Consider the following 19,357-nt stretch of genomic DNA (forward strand, 5'->3'; position numbering starts at 1 on the left):
AACGCCGCAGCCCGGCCGCGGTCCAACCCGCATCGACGCCGCTTGCGAAAGGATGGCCGATGGCCGATCAGCCACATACCCCGGAGCCGGCCGTGCAGGATCACGCGCGGCATGCGAGCTACCTCCTGCTCGGCGGCGGCCTGGCCGCCGCCACTGCCGCCGAGACGCTGCGCCAGGAGGGCGCGCAGGGCGCCATCGTCATCGTGGCGGACGAGCGCGACCCGCCTTATCACCGGCCGCAGCTCTCGACCCGCTTCCTGGAGGGCGACGCCGCGCCGCCGCTGGCGACGGTGTTGCCGCTTGAATACTTTCACGACAATGGCGTGACCCTGCTGTCCGGCGTGCGCGCGACAAGCCTCGATGCCGACGCCCAGCTGGTGCGCACCGACCACGCCGGCGCCATCCGCTACGACCGGCTGCTGGTCGCCACCGGCGTGCGTCCCGTGCATCTCGCGGTGCCGGGCGCCGGGCTGCCCGGCATCCACTACCTGCGCACGGCCAGCGACGCGCGCCTTCTGCGCGGCGCAATGGAGGGCGCGGCGCGGGCCGTGGTGGTCGGCGCCGGCTTCATCGCCCTCGAGATGGCGGCGGCCTTCGCGCGCAAGGGCATGCGGGTGACCGTGCTGGCGCGCCACGGCATGTTGTTCGACAAGCTGCACGACCACGGCATCAGCGACTACCTGCGCGCGCTGTACGCCGGCCAGGGCGTGGAGGTGCTGGCCGATACGGTCGCCGCCTTCCATGGCGAGCGGCAGGTCGAGATGGTCGTCACTGAGGGCGGGCGCCGGCTGCCGTGCGAGCTGGTCGGGGTCGGCATCGGCGTCGCGCCCGATCTCGGCTGGCTGGAAGGCAGCGGCCTGGCGCTGGACGACGGCGTGTGCGTCGACCAGTACCTGCAAGCCTCGCATCCGCTGGTGTGGGCGGCGGGCGACGTCGCCAATTTCACCGACCCCGTGTTTCGCCTGCGCCACCGCATCGAGCACTGGGACAATGCGGTCAAGCAGGGGCGGCTTGCGGCGCGCAATATGCTCGGCATGCGGCTGCGCTATGACGAGGTGCCGTATTTCTCTTGCGAGCTGCTCGGCCAGGGCTTCCAGTTCCTGGGCCATCCCGAGGCCGGCCACCAGCATGCCCGCCTGGGCCTTCCCGAAACCCGTTCCTGGGCCTGCCTGTATCTGGACCACGAGGTGCCGCGCGCCCTGTTTTCCACGGGGCGGCCGGCGATCGAGACGCGCGCGATCGAGTCGCTGATCCGCTACCGCACGAATATCGGCTGGGCCTGCAAGCGCCTGCACGAGCCCGACTTTTCCATCACGCGCATCCCCAGCCAGACCGCGCTGATCCTGCAGGGCGGCGGCGCGCTGGGCGCCTTCGAATGCGGCGTGGCGCGGGCGCTCGAAGACGCGCGCATCCAGCCCGACGTCATCGCCGGGGTGTCGATCGGGGCCTTCAATGGGGTCATCATGGCGGCCAATCCAGGCCATGCCGCCGCCGCGCTGGAGGATTTCTGGCGCCGCCTGTCGCTCGACGTGCCGCAGGCGGCGCAGGCGCTGCTCGACGACCGGGCGCGGCGCCTGCTCGGTTCGTGGCAGACGCTCGCTTTCGGCGTGCCGGCCTTCTTCAGGCCGCGCTGGAGCGGCATGTTGACGAGTATGTTCGCGGGCATGGAGCCGCTCTCCTGGACCAGCTTCTACGACCCGACCCCGGTCAAGGAACTGTTGCAACGCTACGTCGATTTCGGGGCGCTGAAATCGAGTGCGGTACGACTATTGGTCAGCGCGGTCAATGTCGAGACGGCGCGCCTGGAAATCTTCGACAGCTACGTCGACGACCTGAGCGCCGACCACATCCTGGCCAGCGGCAGCCTGCCGCCGGGCTTTCCCTGGACCACCATCGACGGCAAGCACTACTGGGATGGCGGCATCATCAGCAATTCGCCGCTCGAACTGCTGCTGGAGCATTCGGGCACGGCGCGCAAGCGCATTTTCATCGTCGACCTGTACCCAGAGACAGGTTTGCTGCCCACCAGCCTGATGGAAGTGCTGGGGCGGCGCGACGAGATCGTGTTCGCCGAACGCATCCGGCGCGACAGCGCCGAGCAATCGCTGGTGCGCGACTTTCGCAAGCTGGTCGAGGGCATCCTGGCCTACGCCACCTCGCCGGAGCAGGCCGAGCAGGTGCGCCAGTGGCCCACCTATATCCAGCTGATGGGCGACAAGGATGCCGCGCCCAGCATCACCCGGATCGTGCGCAAGGGGAGCGAATGCGAGACGGCGGCGCGCGACTATGATTTTTCGGCGTTGTCGATCGCGCGCCATATGGAAGAGGGTCGGGCGGCGGCCAGCGAGGCGCTCGCGGCGCAGCGCGGCTAGCGATATGATCGCAACTCGTGGCGCGCATGTTAGCGCAAACGCCGCGCACATTCTCCCTGTTTCGCTTAGGAATCAACCCTTACCGGCAAAATCGGAACAGGTCCCGATGGCAAATCCGTAACTATGCTAACATCGACCAACATTACTAACTTCTAAAGAAATTCACCGACATGAGTAAAACGAGCATCGAGGCCGTCCGCGAATCGATGGAGCAGGGCAAGCCCACCATGGTGGACGTGGCCAGGCTCGCCGGCGTGTCCGCGATGACCGTGTCGCGGGTCATGAACGGCAAGAGCCTGGTGCGCGAAAGCACGCGGCGCAAGGTGGCCGAGGCGGTCGCGGCGCTGAACTACACCCCGAACCAGGAAGCGCGCAACCTGGCCGGCTCCAAGCCGATCCGCGTCGGCTTCCTGTACAGCAATCCGAGCGCCGCTTACCTGAGCGAATTCCTGGTCGGCCTGCTCAACCAGTCCGGCCTCAACAACGTCCAGCTGTTCGTCGAGAAGTGCGAGGCCGGCAACCACGAGATCGAGCATACCCAGCGCCTGATCAATAACGGCCTGGATGGCGTGATCCTGCCGCCGCCGCTGTGCGACAGCGTCGCCGTGCTCGAGTGCGTGGCCAAGGCAGGGATTCCGGCGGTGGTCGTGGCCTGCGGCTCGCCGGCCCCCGGCGTCGGCGCGGTCAGCATCGACGACTACGAGGCGGCGCGCTACATGGCGCGGCACCTGATCGCGCTGGGCCACCAGCGCATCGGCTTCATCGTCGGCCATCCGAACCAGACAGCCAGCGCGCGCCGCCTGGACGGCTACCGCGCGGCGATCGCCGAGAAGGGCGCCGACGCCTCCGACGAGCTGGTGGTGCAGGGCATGTTCACCTACCGCTCGGGCCTGGACGCGGCCGAGCAGTTGCTGGGGTTGCCGGAACGGCCGACGGCGATCTTTGCCAGCAACGACGACATGGCGGCGGCCACGGTGGCGGTCGCGCACCGCCTGGGCCTGGACGTGCCGGGCGACCTGACCGTCACCGGTTTCGACGATACCGCTCTGGCCACCACGATCTGGCCGGAACTGACCACCGTGCGCCAGCCGATCGCCGGCATGGCGCGCGAGGCGGTGCAGGCCCTGGTGCGCCGGGTGCGCGCGCTGCGCGAAGACGAACCGGCCGAGCCGGAGCAGACCCACATGGACTTCGAGCTGGTGCGCCGCCAGTCCGACGCCGCCCCCCGTATCCGTCCGCCGGCACGCCTGCCGTCGGTGGCGAAAGCGCGCTGACATCCGGCAAATCCGGCCGCTGTGAAATCCATTTCAATAATTCGTTGACAACCGTCGAAGGCGCCCATTAGACTGGGATGATTGCGCTAACACTCCTGTTAAAGGGGTGTTCTTCGCATCCATAATACTCAGAATAATCTGGAGACGACCATGACGGCACATGCCGACCCTACGCCGGGCGCCCCGACGCAGGTCTACGCGACCTATCCGGACCTGCGCGACAAGCGGGTCGTGATCACCGGGGGCGGCTCGGGGATCGGCAGCGAACTGGTCCGGGCCTTCGTCGGCCAGGGAGCGCGGGTCTGGTTCCTCGATATCGCGAATGCCCCGGGCCAGGCGCTGGCCAGCGCGCTCCACGCCGCCCCACATGCGCCGCATTTCCTGCACTGCGACCTGACCGACCTCGATGCGCTCGCCGCGAGCTTCGCCGCCATCGAGCAGGAGGCCGGCGGCATCGACATCCTTCTCAACAACGCCGCCAACGACGACCGCCACCGCATCGAAGACGTGACGCCGGCGTATTGGGAAAACCGGATGGCGGTCAACCTGCGCCACCAGTTCTTCTGCGCCCAGGCGGCAGCCGGTTCGATGCGGCGCCAGCAGGGTGGCGTGATCCTCAATGTCGGCTCGATTTCCTGGCACCTGCCGCACACCGAGCTGGCGCTGTACATGACGGCCAAGGCCGCGATCGAGGGCCTCAGTCGCGCCCTGGCGCGTGACCTGGGTCCGGACCATATCCGCGTCAACACCGTGGTGCCGGGCGCCGTGCGCACCCCGCGCCAGCAAGCGTTGTGGCATACCCCGGCCGAAGAAGACCGTATCCTGGCCGGCCAATGCCTGCCGGCGAGAGTCGAAATGCAGGACGTGGCGGCGCTGTCGCTGTTCCTGGCGTCGAACAATGCGCGCCGCTGCAGCGGCCGCGAATACTTCGTCGACGCGGGCTGGTACGGCGCCTGACTCGAATAGAATGTCAATACGGCGCGCCGCGCAAGCGAGCGCGCCGACAATAAAGGAGACAACGATGAAACAAGGCTTCACGAAGATGGGCATCGCCATCGCACTCGGCAGCGCGCTGCTGTTCGCATCGGCGCCGAGCATGGCCGACGCCAGGAACCCCAAGATCGGCTTCTCGATCGACGACCTGCGGCTGGAGCGCTGGACGCGCGACCGCGATTACTTCATCGGCGCGGCCGAAAAGCTCGGCGCCAAGGTCTATGTGCAGTCGGCCGACGCCAGCGAGCAGCGCCAGATCGCCCAGATCGAGAACCTGATCTCGCGCGGCGTTGACGTACTGGTGATCGTCCCCTACAACGCCACGGTGTTGAACAACGCGATCCGCGAAGCGAAGAAGGCGAAAATCAAGGTGCTGTCGTACGACCGCCTGATCCTCAATGCCGACGTCGACGCCTACATCTCGTTCGACAACAAGGCGGTGGGCGAGCTGCAGGCGCAGTCGATCGTCGGCTTGAAACCGAAGGGTAATTACTACCTGCTGGGCGGGGCGCCGACCGACAACAACGCCAAGATCCTGCGCGAAGGCCAGATGAAGGTGCTGCAGCCGCTGATCGACAAGGGCGACATCAAGGTGGTCGGCCGCCAGTGGGTCAAGGACTGGAGCGCATCGGAGGCGATGTCCATCGTCGAGAATGCGCTCACCGCCAACGGCAACAAGATCGACGCCGTGGTCGCGTCCAACGACGCCACCGCCGGCGGCGCGATCCAGGCGCTGGCCGCGCAGAAGCTGGCCGGCAAGGTGCCGGTGTCCGGCCAGGACGCCGACCTGGCGGCGGTGCGGCGCGTGATCGCCGGCACCCAGGCGATGACGGTTTACAAGCCGCTCAAGACCATCGCCACCAGCGCCGCCACCCTGGCGGTGCAGCTGGTGCGCAATGAGAAGCCGGCCTATAACGCCCAACTCAATAACGGCTACAAGCAGGTCAGCACCGTCCTGCTCAAGCCCATCCTGCTGACCAGGTCGAACGTCGACCTGCTGATGAAGGACGGCTTCTATACCCAGGGCCAGCTGGCCGGCAAATAAGCGCGGATCTCTCCTTTCCCCGTACTTGCTTCGGTGGTGCGGGGATTTTTTCACGCCTTGGGAAATGGTGCGATGTCGGGCTATCTGCTTGAAATGAAGGGAATCGCCAAGCGATTCGACGGGGTGCCGGCGCTGGACGGCATCGACCTGGCGATCCGGCCGGGCGAATGCGTCGGCCTGTGCGGCGAGAACGGGGCCGGCAAGTCGACCCTGATGAAAGTGCTGTCGGCGGTCTACCCGCACGGCAGCTGGGATGGCGAGATCGTGTGGGACGGCCGGCCGCTCCGTGCGCGCTCGGTGCGCGAGACCGAAGAGGCCGGGATCATCATCATCCACCAGGAACTGATGCTGGTGCCCGAGCTGACCGTGGCCGAGAACATCTTCCTGGGGAACGAGATCACCTTGCCGGGCGGCCGGCTCGATTATCCGGCCATGAACCGGCGTGCGGAGGAAATCCTGCGCGGCCTGCGCCTGCCGGACGTGAACGTGGTGCTGCCGGTGAAGCACTATGGCGGCGGCCACCAGCAGCTGATCGAGATCGGCAAGGCACTGAACAAGAACGCGCGCCTCTTGATCCTGGACGAGCCGTCGGCCTCGCTCAGCGCCTCCGAGATCGACGTGCTGCTCGAGACGGTGCGCGACCTGAAGGCGCGTGGCGTGGCCTGCGTCTACATCTCGCACAAGCTCGAGGAAGTGGCGGCCATCTGCGACACCATCGTCGTCATCCGTGACGGCAAGCACATCGCCACTACGCCGATGCCGCAAATGAGCGTGGACCGGATCATTGCCCAGATGTGCGGGCGCGAGATGAACCAGATGTATCCGTCGCTGCCACACGACATCGGCGACGTGGTGATGGAGGCGCGCCACATCACCTGCTATGACTCTGAGAATCCAAGGCGCAAGAAGGTGGACGACGTCTCGTTCCAGGTGCGGCGCGGCGAGATTCTCGGCATCGCCGGCATCGTCGGCGCCGGCCGCACCGAGCTGGTGACCGCGATCTTCGGCGCCTATCCGGGCCGCCACGAGGGCGAGGTCTGGCTCGAAGGCCAGCGGGTCGACACCGCCGACCCCTTGAAGGCGATCCGCGCCGGCTTCGCGCTGGTGCCCGAGGACCGCAAGCACCACGGCATCGTGCGCGACCTGTCGGTGGGCGAGAACATCACGCTGTCGGTGCTGCAGCGCTATGCGCACCTGAGCCGCATCGACGACGGCGAGGAAGCCAGCGCGATTGGCGGACAGATCGCGCGCCTGGCGCTCAAGACGGCCAGCCCCGCGCTGCCGATCACGGCGCTCTCGGGCGGCAATCAGCAGAAGGCGGTGCTGGCCAGGATGCTGCTGACCGGCCCCAAGGTGCTGATCCTCGACGAGCCGACGCGCGGCGTCGACGTCGGCGCCAAGTTCGAGATCTACCGCCTGATGCTGGAACTGGCGGCCCAGGGCATCGCCATCGTCATGGTCTCTTCCGAGCTGGCCGAGGTGCTGGGCGTGTCCGACCGCGTGCTGGTGCTGGGCGAGGGCCGCTTGCGCGGCGATTTTCTCAACGATGGCCTGAGCCAGGAGACGGTGCTGGCCGCCGCCCTGGGCCAGGCCTGACAAGCAAATAACCCCATGGATACAACGACACTCAAGCGGCTGTTCACCCAATATAAAATCCTGGCGCTGCTGGTGGCGGTCGCGCTGATCTGGACCTTCTTCCACTGGATGACCGAGGGCGGCTTCACCTCGGCGCGCAACGTCTCGAACCTGATGCGCCAGATGTCGATCACCGGCATCCTGGCCTGCGGCATGGTGTTCGTCATCATCGCCGGCGAGATCGACCTGTCGATCGGTTCGCTCCTGGGCCTGCTGGGCGGGATGGCGGCGGTGCTCGACGTCATCCATGGCATGCCGTTGCCGCTGTCGATCGCGGTGGTGCTCGGCGCGGGCCTGTTGTGCGGCTTCCTCAACGGCTACCTCACGGCCTATGCGGGCATACCGTCCTTCATCGTCGGCCTTGGCGGCATGCTGGCCTACCGCGGCGTGGTGCTGGGCCTGACGGACGGCGCCACCGTGGCGCCGGTCTCGCCCGGCTTCGAGCAGATCGGGCAGGCCTATCTGCCGCCGGCATGGGGCATCGGGCTGGGTGTGCTGCTGTTCGCGCTGGCCGGCGTGCTGGCCTGGCGCCAGCGGGTCAACCAGGCGCGCCACGGCTTGCCGGTGATCGCGCTGTGGCGTTCGGTGTTTCGCGTGCTTCTCGTTGGCGTGGTGCTGGTGGGCCTGATCTCGACCTTCAACAGCTATGAAGGCATTCCGCTGCCGGTGCTGATCCTCCTGACCCTGCTGGGCGTGTTCAGCTACATCGCGCGCCAGACCGTGTTCGGCCGCCGCATCTATGCGGTGGGCAGCAATATGGAGGCGACCCGCCTGTCCGGCATCGACGTGCGCAAGGTCAAGCTGTGGATCTTCGGCCTCATGGGGCTGATGTGCGCGCTGGCGGGCTTGATCAACACCGCGCGCCTGGCGGCCGGTTCGCCCTCGGCCGGCGTGTCGGCGGAGCTGGACGTGATCGCGGCCTGCTTCATCGGCGGCACCTCGATGCGCGGCGGCGCCGGCACCGTGCATGGCGCCCTGGTCGGCGCGCTGGTGATGGCCAGCCTGGATAACGGCATGTCGATGCTCGACGTCGACGCCTACTGGCAGATGATCGTCAAGGGCCTGATCCTGACCCTGGCCGTGTGGCTGGACGTGGCCACGCGCAGCAATACCCGCTGACACGCGGCCACGTCGTTGGTGATTACGCGAGCTTCACTTCACCATCCACCAGGCGCACCAGGCCGAGCGGATTGCCGTCCTTGAGCGCGTCCGGCAGCAGGCCGGCCGGCACGTCCTGGTAGCACACCGGCCGCAGGAAGCGCTCGATCGCGGTCGCGCCGACCGAGGTGCTGCGCGCATCCGAGGTCGCCGGGAACGGCCCGCCGTGGACCATCGCGTACGACACCTCGACGCCGGTCGGGAAGCCGTTGAACAGGATGCGGCCCACCTTGCGCTCCAGCAGCGGCAGCAGGGCGCCGGCCAGCGCATGGTCGCTCTCGACGGCGTGCACGGTGGCGGTCAGCTGGCCTTCCAAGTGGCGCGTCACGGCCAGGATCTCGTCCTCGTTGCGGCAGGCGATCATCAAGGAAACCGGTCCGAAGATCTCTTCTTCCAGCGCCGGGTTGGCCAGGAAGGTCGCGGCGTCGCACTGATACAGGGCGGCGCGCGCGGCGCAGCCCGGGCCTTCCTGGCTGCCGTTCGCCACCAGCTGCACGCCGCCCACGCCCGCGCGTTTGCCGATGGCGTTGTCATAGGCTTGATGGATGCCGGCCGTGAGCATGGTGCCGGCGGGCTTGAGCTGGAGCGCGGCGGCGGCGGCGTCGCGGAAGGCGTCGAACTGCGGGCCGGCCAGGCCGATCACCAGGCCCGGGTTGGTGCAGAACTGGCCGACGCCCAGGGTCAGCGAATCGACGAAGGCGCCGGCCAGCTTTGCGCCGCCGGCCTCCAGCGCGCCCGGCAGCAGGTAGACCGGGTTGATGCTGCTCATTTCGGCGTACACGGGAATCGGTTCCTTGCGCTTCGCGGCGATCTGGCTTAGTGCCAGGCCGCCCGCGCGCGAGCCGGTGAAGCCGACGGCGCGGATCGCCGGATGGCTCACGAGGTCGCCGCCGATCCCGTTGCCTTCGCCGATCAGCAGCGAGAACACGCCTTCCGGCATGCCGCATTCGAGCGCCGCCTGCAGCACCGCCTTGCCCACCAGTTCCGACGTGCCGAGGTGGGCGTTGTGGGCCTTGACCACGACCGGGCAACCGGCGGCCAGGCTTGATGCGGTGTCGCCACCGGCCACCGAGAACGCGAGCGGGAAGTTACTGGCGCCGAAGACGGCGACCGCGCCGAGCGGAATCTTGCGCATGCGCAGGTCTGGGCGCGGCGGCGTGCGCTCGGGCAAGGCCGAATCCAGCGTCGCTTCCAGGAAGTGGCCGTCGCGGACCACCTTGGCGAACAGCCGCAGCTGGTTCACGGTGCGGCCACGTTCGCCCTCGAGGCGGGCCGCAGGCAGGCCGCTTTCCTGCGAGGCGCGTTCGATCAGCAGCGGGCCCAGGTCCTGGATGCGCTGGGCGATCGTCTCCAGGAAGCGCGCGCGCTGCTCGAGGGGTAGGGCGCGATAGGGATCGACGGCGGCATCGGCCAGTTCGCAGGCGCGCGCCAGGTCGGCCGGCGTCGCCAGGCCGAAGTCGGGCTCCAGGTCTTGCTTCTTTGCGGGGTCGTAGGCGCGCACGGCGCCGGCGCCGCCGCGCAGGATCTGGTGGCCGATGATCATTTCGCCGCTGATATTCATTGTGGGTCTCCTGGTTGGATGTGATGGGGTCGTTGATGTCATACGCAATCAGACGCTGCTGCGGGATCGGCGATAAAACATTCAGCCCAAATGATAACGTTTTCTGTTAGCGCGAACATTTTAGTTGCAAGCGCCCCCTGTATTGATTAGCATGGTTGCCAGCAAGCCAATAATAAATACAGGCAGGAGACATGATGCGTACCACGATCGCCCGTCGACCCGGCATGGGTTGGCGCAGGGTCCTGGGTGTGGTTGCGGCCGTGTGCGTCGCCGCCGCTGCCATGGCCGCCCCCGTCGTCCCGAACGGCGCGGGCTATGTCTGGGACAGCGTCGCCATCGGCGGCGGCGGTTTCGTGACCGCGATCGTGCCGAGCCGCAGCGAACCGGGCATCGCCTACGCCCGCACCGACGTCGGCGGCGCCTACCTGTGGCGCGCCACGGAGGGCCGCTGGACGCCGCTGCTCGATTGGGTGGCCGAGGACCAGACGGGCTTGCTGGGCATCGACGCGCTGGCGATCGACCCCGACAACGCCGCCAACGTGTGGTTGCTGGCCGGGATCGCCTACCTGAACGGCGGACGCACCGCCATTCTGCGCTCGCGCGATTACGGCAAGAGCTTCGAGGTGGTCGACGTCAGCGCCCAGTTCAAGACCCACGGCAACGGCTTCGGACGCCAGGGCGGCGAACGGCTGGCCGTCGATCCGGGGGCCGGCAAGCGCCTGTACCTGGGCTCGCGCCGCGATGGCCTGTTCGAGAGCGCCGATGGCGGGCGCAGCTGGCAGCGCAACCAGGCGCTGGCGGTGACGACCACGCCCAACGACGTGGGCCTGAACATCGTGCTGCCCGACCCCGCCAGCGTCCGGCAGGGCCGCGCGCAGCGGCTGTTCGTGGGCGTGTCGCGCTTCGGCAGCGTCGGCCCGAACCTGTACCGCAGCGACGATGCCGGCGCGAGCTTCGTGCCGGTGGCGGGCAGCCCGGCCGGCCTGATGCCGCAGCGCGCGGCCTTCGACGGCGCCGGCAAGCTGTACATCACCTATGCCAACGGCGCCGGCCCGCATCCGGACAAAAGCGGCAGCGAGCCGATCGACCGCGGCCAGGTGTGGCAATACGAGATCGCCAGCGGCGCCTGGCGCAACGTGACGCCGGTGGGCGAGAGCCGCCCGTTCGCCGGCGTCAGCGTCGATCCTGGAAATCCCAGGCGGCTGGTGGTTTCCACCATCAACACCTTCATCACGCAGGGCGATGCGCGCGGCGACCGCGTCTTCGTGTCGAACGATGGCGGCGCCAACTGGGTCGACGTCATCGCGCGCGGCTTCCGGCGCGACGCGGCCGGCGTGCCCTGGCTCGAGGGTCACGCGATCCACTGGGCCGGCTCGGTCGAATTCGATCCGCTCGATCCGCGCGCGGTATGGGTCACGTCCGGCAACGGCGTGTTCCGCACGCCCGATATCGATGCCACGCCGGCCACCTGGACCTTCACCGTGAAGGGCCTGGAAGAGACGGTGCCGCTCGGCCTGGTCAGCCTGCCGGGCGCGCCGCTGGTCTCGGCCATCGGCGACTACGACGGCTTCGTGCACGACGACCCGGCGCGCCCGGGCCGTATCCACCAGCCCGAGATCGGCACCACCACCGGGCTCGATGGCGCCGCCCGCCGTCCCGGCAGCATGGTGCGGGTGGGCGATGCCATGCTCATCACGCGCGACGGCGGCGACACCTGGACCCGGACGCCGACGCTGCAGGGCAAGCGCGGGCGGGTCGCGATGTCGAGCGACGGGGCGACCCTCGTGCATGCGCCGCAGGGATCGGCGACCCTGTACCGCTCGGCTGACGATGGCGCCAGCTGGACGCCGGTGGCGGGCCTGGCGGGACGCGATTTGCGCGCGGTCGCCGATCCGGTCAACCCGAAAGCGTTCTACGCCTACGACGACAAGGCGCTGATGGCAAGCGTAGATGGCGGCGCCAGCTTCGCGCCGCGCGCCAGCCTGCCGCCGGGCGGCTCCAGACTGATTCGTGCGTTGCCGGGCCGCGACGGCGACCTGTGGGTGGCGCTCAAGGACGGCGGCCTGGTGCGCTCGCGCGATGGCGGCGCCAGCTTCGCGCCGCTGGCCGGCGTCGGCTACTGCGGCGCGGTCGGTTTCGGCAAGGCCGCACCGGGCAAGCGCGAGCCGACCGTCTACATCTGGGGCAGCGTCAAGGGCGTGCGCGGCGTCCACCGTTCGCTCGACCTGGGGCGCAGCTGGCAGCGCATCAACGACGACGCCCACCAGTACGGCGGCCCCGGCGACGGCCACTTCATCGTCGGCGACATGAACCGCTTTGGCGTGGTCTACATGAGCACCGCCGGCCGCGGCATCGTCTATGGAAGGCCGGGACCGATATGAAGATGTTCTCCAGCCTGCGCATCCTGCTGGGCGCCTGCGCCTTCTCGCTGGCGGCAATCAGCGCCGCCGCGCCTGAGATGATGCTGCGCTACGATCGGCCGGCCCGGGACGACGACCAGGGCTGGGAAAAAGAGGCGCTCCCCATCGGCAATGGCCGCATCGGCGCCATGGTGTTCGGCCAGCCGGGCCGCGAACACCTGCAGTTCAACGACATCACCTTGTGGACCGGCGACGACAAGACCATGGGCGCCTTCCAGCCCTTCGGCGACCTGCTGGTCGAGCTGCCCGGCCACGAAAGCGGGGTGACCGACTATCGCCGCACGCTCGACCTCGGGCGCGGCGTGCACACGGTGACGTATACGCATGGCGGCGTGCGTTACCGGCGCGAAGCCTGGGCAAGTTTCCCGGCCCAGGTGATCGTGCTGCGCCTGACTGCCGACCGGCCCGGCCGCTACAGCGGCGCCGTGTCCCTGACGGACCGTCATGGCGCCCATCTCGCCGTGGCCAACGGCCGGCTGCATGCGACCGGCACGCTGGCCGGCTTCGCGCTGCCCGACCAGGCGCCGAGCGGCAACGTGATGTCCTACGCCAGCCAGGCGCAGGTGATCAGCGATGGCGGCAAGCTGGTCGCCGACGGCCAGCGCATCGCGTTCGCGGGCGCCGACGGCCTGACCCTGATCCTGGGCGCCGGCACCAGCTACGTGCTCGACGCCGCGCGCCGCTTCGAAGGCGGGCATCCGCTGGCGCGCGTGACCGCACAGGTGGACGAGGCCGCGGCGCGTGCGCCAACGGCACTCCTCGAGGAACACGTCGCGGATTTCCGACGCCTGATGCAGCGGGTGGCTATCGACCTGGGCGAGACGCCGGCCGCTCGCCGCGCACTGCCGACCGATGCGCGCCTGCTGGCCTACACGAAAGCGGGCGGCGATCCGGAACTCGAGGCCCAGTACTTCCAGTACGGCCGCTACCTGCTGGCCTCCAGTTCGCGCGGTTCGCTGCCGGCCAATCTGCAGGGCCTGTGGAACAACAGCCTCACGCCGCCGTGGAATGCGGATTACCACACCAACATCAACATCCAGATGAATTACTGGCCGGCCGAGGTGACGAACCTGGGCGAGCTGGCCTTGCCGTTCTTCGATTTCGTCAACGGCATGGCCCCGGTATGGCGGCGCGCCACCGCCGAAGAATTCCGCCGCGCCGATGGCCAGCCGGTCCGGGGCTGGACCCTGCGCACCGAGTCGAATCCCTTCGGCGCCATGGACTATCTGTGGAACAAGACGGGCAATGCGTGGTATGCCCAGCACTTCTGGGAACACTACGCCTTCAACCGCGACGAGCGCTTCCTGCGCGAGGTCGCCTATCCGGTGATGAAGGAGGCCAGCGCCTTCTGGCAGGACCATCTGAAAGAGCTGCCGGACGGGCGGCTGGTCGCGCCGCAGGGCTGGTCGCCGGAACACGGCCCGGTCGAGGATGGCGTCGCCTACGACCAGCAGATCGTATGGGACCTGTTCAACAACACGGTCGAGGCGGCCGGCATCCTGCGGGCCGATCCGGAGCTGCGCGCGCAGCTAGCCGCCATGCGCGACCGCCTGGCCGGGCCGCGCATCGGCAGCTGGGGCCAGCTGCTCGAATGGCTGGAAGAAAAGAAGGACCCGGTGCTCGACACGCCGCGCGACACCCACCGCCACGTGTCGCACCTGTTCGCGCTGTTCCCGGGGCGCCAGATCGATCCGGTGCGCACGCCGGACCTGGCCCGCGCCGCGCGCCGCACGCTGGAAGCGCGCGGCGACGCCGGCACCGGCTGGTCGATGGCCTGGAAGATGGCGTTCTGGGCCAGGTTGCACGACGGCGAGCGCGCCCACCGCATGCTGCGCGGCCTGCTGGCGGCGCCGGGCGCGCGCGCGGCCGAACAGGCCGGCGTCTTTTCGGAACATAACAACGCCGGCGGCACCTATCCGAACCTGCTCGACGCCCACCCGCCGTTCCAGATCGACGGCAATTTCGGCGCCACCGCGGCGATCGCCGAGATGCTGCTGCAATCGCAGGGAGGCGAACTGCACCTGCTGCCGGCGCTGCCGTCGGCATGGGCGCGCGGCGCGGTGAAGGGATTGCGCGCGCGTGGCGGGTATGAAGTGGACCTGCGCTGGGCTGACGGACGCTTGCAGGGCGCCACGGTGCGTGCGGTGGCCGGTAACGGCGGTCCCGTCAAGGTCCGCTACGGCGCGAAACTCATCGAGATCGATCTGGCGGCAGGGCAAAGCCGCAGCCTGGACCCGGCGCAGTTGCGCTAACGACAAGAATGACAACGAAGGAGACGAACAGCATGACCCTGAAACCACTCGCCCGCCGGCTCGCGCGCCTCTGCCTGTTGTTGGCCAGCGCCGGCGCGGCGGCGGCCGATCCCGAGCTGCCGCGCCTCGTCGAAAAGGATGGCCGGCACGCCCTGATGGTGGACGGCGCGCCGTTCCTGATGCTCGCGGGTCAGGCCCATAACTCCAGCAACTATCCGGGCGCCTTGCCCAAGGTCTGGGCGGCGCTGAAGGACGCGCACGCCAATACCCTCGAGATGCCGGTCGCCTGGGAACAGGTGGAGCCCAAGGAAGGGGAGTTCGACTTCAGCTTCCTCGACACCCTCGTTTCGCAGGCGCGTGAAAACGATATCAGGCTCGTCATCGTCTGGTTCGGCACCTGGAAGAACACGGGGCCGGGCTACCTGCCGGAATGGGTCAAGTTCGACAACCGGCGCTTCCCGCGCATGAAGGACAAGGACGGCAAGACGGTCTACAGCCATTCGCCGTTCGGCGAGCAGACGCTGGCGGCCGACCGGCGCGCCTTCGTCAGGATGATGGAGCACATCAGGAAGATCGACAGCGGCCACCGCACCGTGATCATGGTGCAGGTCGAGAACGAGGTGGGCACCTATGGCGTCCCGCGCGACCATGGCGAACGCGCCGAGGCGGCCTTCCGCCAGCAGGTGCCGGCCGCGGTGCTGGCGCGCCAGAAGCCGAAGGTGGCGGGCGTGACCCAGGGCAGCTGGCGCCAGGTGTATGGCGACTACGCCGACCAGTACTTCCATTCCTGGGCCATCGCCAGCTATATCGAGTCGATCGCCAGCGCGGGGCGCGCGGTGTACGACCTGCCGATGTTCGTCAACGCCGCCCTGCGCGAGCCTTCGCTCGACGGCAAGCCGGCGGCGCCGTGGAAAGCGAACTTCGCCAGCGGCGGGCCGACCTGGGACGTGATCGACATCTACAAGGCGGCGGCGCCGCACATCGACCTGGCCGCGCCCGACATCTATATGCCCGAGTCGAACAAGGTGACGGCGGTGCTGAAATCGTACCAGCGGCCGGACAACGCCTTGATGGTGCCGGAGATGGGCAATGCGGCGGGCTATGCGCGCTACGTGTACCAGATCCTCGGCATGGGGGCGCTGGGCGTGGCGCCGTTCGGGCTCGACTACTTCGACTACAGCAACTACCCGCTGGGCTCGAAGTTCACCGACCGCCGCATGGTCGAGCCCTTCGCCACCGTGTATGGCGTGTTCGCGCCGATGCAGCGCCAGTGGGCGCGCTGGGCCTTCGAGGGCCGCACCCACGGCGTGGCCGAGGGCGACGACCGTGCGCCGCAGACGGTGGCGCTGGAGGGCTGGAAGGCGACCGTGTCGTTCCGCGAATTCCAGTTCGGCGAGCGCCAGTACCTGAAGGACAAGAGCGAGTTCAAGGAAGGAACCGAGAAGCCCGGCGGCGGCGTGGCCATCGCCCAGGTCGGCGAGAACGAGTTCGTGCTCGTCGGCCAGCAGGCGCGCGTGAAGTTCGCGGGCGATGGCGCGAACGCGGGCAAGCCCTCGCTCTTGGGGCGGGTGGAGGAAGGCCGTTTCGACGCCAATGGCCGCTGGGTCATGGAGCGCAACTGGAACGGCGACCAGACCGACTATGGCCTGAACCTGCCGGCGGCGCCGGTGGTGCTGAAGGTCAGGCTCGGGACGTACCAGGAATAACAACGATGAAGACAGGAGATATGCAAATGCGTATGACACAGGTGGCAGCCGCGGCGCTGTTCCTCGCCTCCGGGCTCCAGGCCCATGCGGGCACTTTCCAGCAGACCGCCACCGGCATCGAAGTGCGGCCCGATAGTGGCGCCAAGGTGGTGCGCCTGAACCTGATGAGCGACAACATCATCCAGGTCGTGAAGCTCGCCGAGGAGAACAGGACGCTCACGCCCTCGCTCATGACGGTGGCGACGCCGTGCGCCGACAAATGCGCGTTCACGGTCACGCCCGCGACGGACAACGTCCAGCTCAAGGCGGGCAAGATCTCGGCCACCGTGTCTCTGAAAGACGGCCAGGTCCAGTTCTTCGACGCCGCCGGCAAGCGTTTCCTGGCCCAGGCGTCCGAGTCGATGCAGCCGGTCGATGTCGGCGGCAAGCCGTTTTTGGCGATCAAGCAGGGCTTCAATCATGGCACGCGCGACGCCTATTACGGCCTGGGCCAGCACCAGAACAACCAGATGAACTACAACGGCGAAGACGTGCTGCTGGCCCAGCACAATATGATCGCCGCCGTGCCCTTCGTGGTGTCGGACAAGGGCTATGGCCTGCTGTGGGACAACAACTCGATCTCGCGCTTCGGCGACGCCACGCCCTACGACCACATGTCGCGCGACCTGGTCTTGCGCAGCCTTGATGGCAAGCAGGCCGGCCTGACCGCGCGCTACTACGTCGACGGCAAGCTGGCGCTGACGCGCCAGGAGAAGGACATCGACTACCAGTACCTGAAGGACGTGGACGAGAACTGGCCCAAGGAGCTCAAGCCGGCCAAGGACCTCAAGAACGTGCGCGTGGTATGGGAAGGCACCATGAGCAGCGACAAGCCGGGCGTGCACAAGATGCAGCTCTATTCCTCGGACTACGCCAGGCTGACGGTGGACGGCAAGGAAGTGATGGACGTGTGGCGCATGGGCTGGAACCCGTGGTACCACAACTTCGAGGTCAAATTCGACAAGAACAAGCCGGTCAAGCTGCACCTGGAATGGAAGCCGTCGGGCGGCATGGTGGCCATCACCCACAACAATCCGCTCCCGGCGCCCGAGCGCCATTCGCTGACCATGTCGTCCGAGATCGCCGAGGCCATCAACTACCACGTGATCAGCGCCGACAGCATGGACGGTGCGATCGCCGGCTACCGCCACCTGACCGGCCAGGCGCCGATGATGCCGAAATGGGCCTACGGCTTCTGGCAGTCGCGCCAGCGCTATGAAACCCAGCAGCAGCTGCTCGACGCCCTGGGCGAATACCGCAAGCGCGGCTGGCCGCTCGATAACATCGTGCAGGACTGGTTCTACTGGCCCGAGGATGGCTGGGGCTCGCACGACTTCGACAAGACCCGCTTCCCGGATCCGAAGGGCCTGGTCGACGCCGTCCACAAGCAGAATGCGCGCATCATGCTGTCGGTGTGGGGCAAGTTCTACGCCAATACCGACAACTACAAAGAGCTCGCGTCCAAAGGATACATGTGGACCAAGAACGTCGAGAACGGCTCGCGCGATTGGGTCGGCAAGGGTTACCTCAACAGCCACTACGACCCGTACACCAGGGAGGCGCGCGAGATCTATTACCGCCAGCTCAAGACCAAGCTGGTCGACCTGGGCTTCGACGCCTGGTGGATGGACAATACCGAACCCGACGTTCTGTCGAACAGTCGCCTCGAAGACTTCAAGCAGCTGATCGGACCGACCGTGTATGGCGCCGGCGAGATCACCTTCAATCCCTACAGCCTGGTGAGCACGGGCGCCATGATCGATGGCCTCAAGCGCGACCAGCCCGACAAGCGCCAGTTCATCCTGTCGCGCTCGGGCTTTGCCGGCATCCAGAGGAATAGCGTGGCGGTGTGGAGCGGCGACACGGTCGGACGCTGGAACAATCTGTACGACCAGATCGCGTCGGGCACCAATATGTCGATGTCGGGCGTTCCGAACTGGACCCACGATATCGGCGGCTATGCCCAGGAAGTGCGGTTCCAGAGCGGCGACGTCGGCTCGGCCCAGGAAAACCGCGCCACCAGCCGCGCCAAGGCCAATCCGGAAGACATGGAAGAGTGGCGCGAGCTGAACCACCGCTGGTTCCAGTTCGGCGCCTTCACGCCGCTGTTCCGTTCGCACGGCGAGGTGGTCAAGCGCGAGATCTATAACATCGCCGCCGGCGACGACGCCATGCGCGACAATATGGTCTGGTGGCTGAAGCTGCGCTACCGCCTGATGCCGTATATTTACACGATCGCATCCGACACCCATTACCGCTCGGGCACCATGATGCGCGGCCTGGCGATGGACTTCCCGCTCGATGACAAGGCGAAGAACGTCAAGGACCAGTACATGTTCGGGCCTTCGTTCCTGGTGGCGCCGGTGTACGAGTACAAGGCGCGCCAGCGCCAGGTCTACTTGCCGGCCGGCGCCGACTGGTACGACTTCCATACCGGCGAGCGCCACCAGGGCGGCGCGACCCGCACCATCCAGGCGCCGCGCGAGCGCATGCCGCTGTTCGTCAAGGCCGGCTCGGTGATCACGGCCGGTCCCGTGACCCAGTACGTGGACGAGAAGCCCGATGCGCCGCTGACGCTGTTCGTGTATGCCGGCGCCAACGGCCTCGCGACCCTGTACGAGGACGACGGCGTGACGAACGCCTACCAGCGCGGCGAAGCCAGCCGCATCCCGATCAGCTACGACGACAAGGCCGGCGTGGTGCAGATCGGCGAGCGCGTCGGCCGCTACCAGGGCATGGTCGAGAAGCGCGAGTTCCGGGTGCGCGTGATCAAGCCGGGGGTGTCGACCGCGGCCGATATGGATGCGTCGGACAAGTCGGTGGTGTATGAGGGCAAGCCGGTGAGCATCAAGCTGTGATTACCCGCCGGGCACGTGCGCGTGCCCGGCATTTTCAGTCGACA

The 19,357-nt window shown here is 67.7% G+C and carries 11 protein-coding genes; 10 read left to right on the forward strand and 1 reads right to left on the reverse strand.

Translation table 11 applies throughout. The features are described 5' to 3' along the window. Window positions 1-59 precede the first annotated feature (59 nt). The 6 genes from KY496_RS04275 (at window position 60) to KY496_RS04300 (ending at window position 8,438) form a co-directional block, all read left to right on the forward strand. Entirely contained in the window at window positions 60-2,372 is a 2,313-nt protein-coding gene (locus KY496_RS04275) for an FAD-dependent oxidoreductase (protein ID WP_219864003.1), read from the forward strand. 170 nt (window positions 2,373-2,542) lie between these two features. Continuing rightward, window positions 2,543-3,646, forward strand: a complete 1,104-nt coding sequence (locus tag KY496_RS04280) for a LacI family DNA-binding transcriptional regulator (RefSeq protein ID WP_184236370.1) — start codon at window positions 2,543-2,545, stop codon at window positions 3,644-3,646. Between the two features lie 150 nt (window positions 3,647-3,796). Further along, entirely contained in the window at window positions 3,797-4,603 is an 807-nt protein-coding gene (locus tag KY496_RS04285; protein ID WP_219864004.1) for an SDR family NAD(P)-dependent oxidoreductase, read from the forward strand. A gap of 85 nt (window positions 4,604-4,688) precedes the next feature. Continuing rightward, entirely contained in the window at window positions 4,689-5,684 is a 996-nt protein-coding gene (gene xylF / locus KY496_RS04290; RefSeq protein ID WP_219865045.1) for a D-xylose ABC transporter substrate-binding protein, read from the forward strand. Between the two features lie 72 nt (window positions 5,685-5,756). Further along, on the forward strand, window positions 5,757-7,280 hold the full coding sequence (gene xylG / locus KY496_RS04295; RefSeq protein ID WP_219864005.1) for a D-xylose ABC transporter ATP-binding protein: 1,524 nt from the start codon (window positions 5,757-5,759) through the stop codon (window positions 7,278-7,280). A 15-nt stretch (window positions 7,281-7,295) separates the two neighbouring features. Beyond that, on the forward strand, window positions 7,296-8,438 hold the full coding sequence (locus tag KY496_RS04300) for a sugar ABC transporter permease (RefSeq protein ID WP_219864006.1): 1,143 nt from the start codon (window positions 7,296-7,298) through the stop codon (window positions 8,436-8,438). A 22-nt stretch (window positions 8,439-8,460) separates the two neighbouring features. Here the strand turns inward: KY496_RS04300 and KY496_RS04305 are convergent, their stop codons facing one another. Then, window positions 8,461-10,038 (reverse strand): aldehyde dehydrogenase (NADP(+)), encoded by a 1,578-nt coding sequence (locus tag KY496_RS04305; RefSeq protein WP_219864007.1) that lies wholly within the window; start codon window positions 10,036-10,038, stop codon window positions 8,461-8,463. Window positions 10,039-10,229: 191 nt separating this feature from the next. On the opposite strand from KY496_RS04305, the gene KY496_RS04310 reads away from it, so the two are divergent. Genes KY496_RS04310 through KY496_RS04325 form a run of 4 tightly spaced genes read left to right on the forward strand, consistent with a single transcriptional unit; the run spans window position 10,230 to window position 19,313 of the window. After that, window positions 10,230-12,419 carry an exo-alpha-sialidase gene (locus KY496_RS04310; protein ID WP_229520412.1) on the forward strand — a complete coding sequence of 730 codons (2,190 nt, stop codon included), beginning with the start codon at window positions 10,230-10,232 and terminating at the stop codon, window positions 12,417-12,419. After that, complete coding sequence (locus KY496_RS04315) at window positions 12,416-14,710, forward strand: glycoside hydrolase N-terminal domain-containing protein (protein ID WP_219864008.1); 2,295 nt, start codon at window positions 12,416-12,418, stop codon at window positions 14,708-14,710. The genes KY496_RS04310 and KY496_RS04315 overlap by 4 nt, the downstream gene beginning before the upstream one ends. Before the next feature lie 32 nt (window positions 14,711-14,742). Next, the gene (locus KY496_RS04320) at window positions 14,743-16,416 is read left to right on the forward strand and encodes a DUF5597 domain-containing protein (protein WP_219864009.1); all 1,674 of its coding nucleotides are present in this window, start codon (window positions 14,743-14,745) and stop codon (window positions 16,414-16,416) included. Between the two features lie 26 nt (window positions 16,417-16,442). After that, window positions 16,443-19,313 carry a TIM-barrel domain-containing protein gene (locus KY496_RS04325; RefSeq protein ID WP_219864010.1) on the forward strand — a complete coding sequence of 957 codons (2,871 nt, stop codon included), beginning with the start codon at window positions 16,443-16,445 and terminating at the stop codon, window positions 19,311-19,313. Window positions 19,314-19,357 lie beyond the last annotated feature (44 nt).

It is taken from the genome of Massilia sp. NP310 (assembly GCF_019443485.1).
In the GTDB taxonomy this organism is placed as follows: domain Bacteria; phylum Pseudomonadota; class Gammaproteobacteria; order Burkholderiales; family Burkholderiaceae_D; genus Telluria; species Telluria timonae.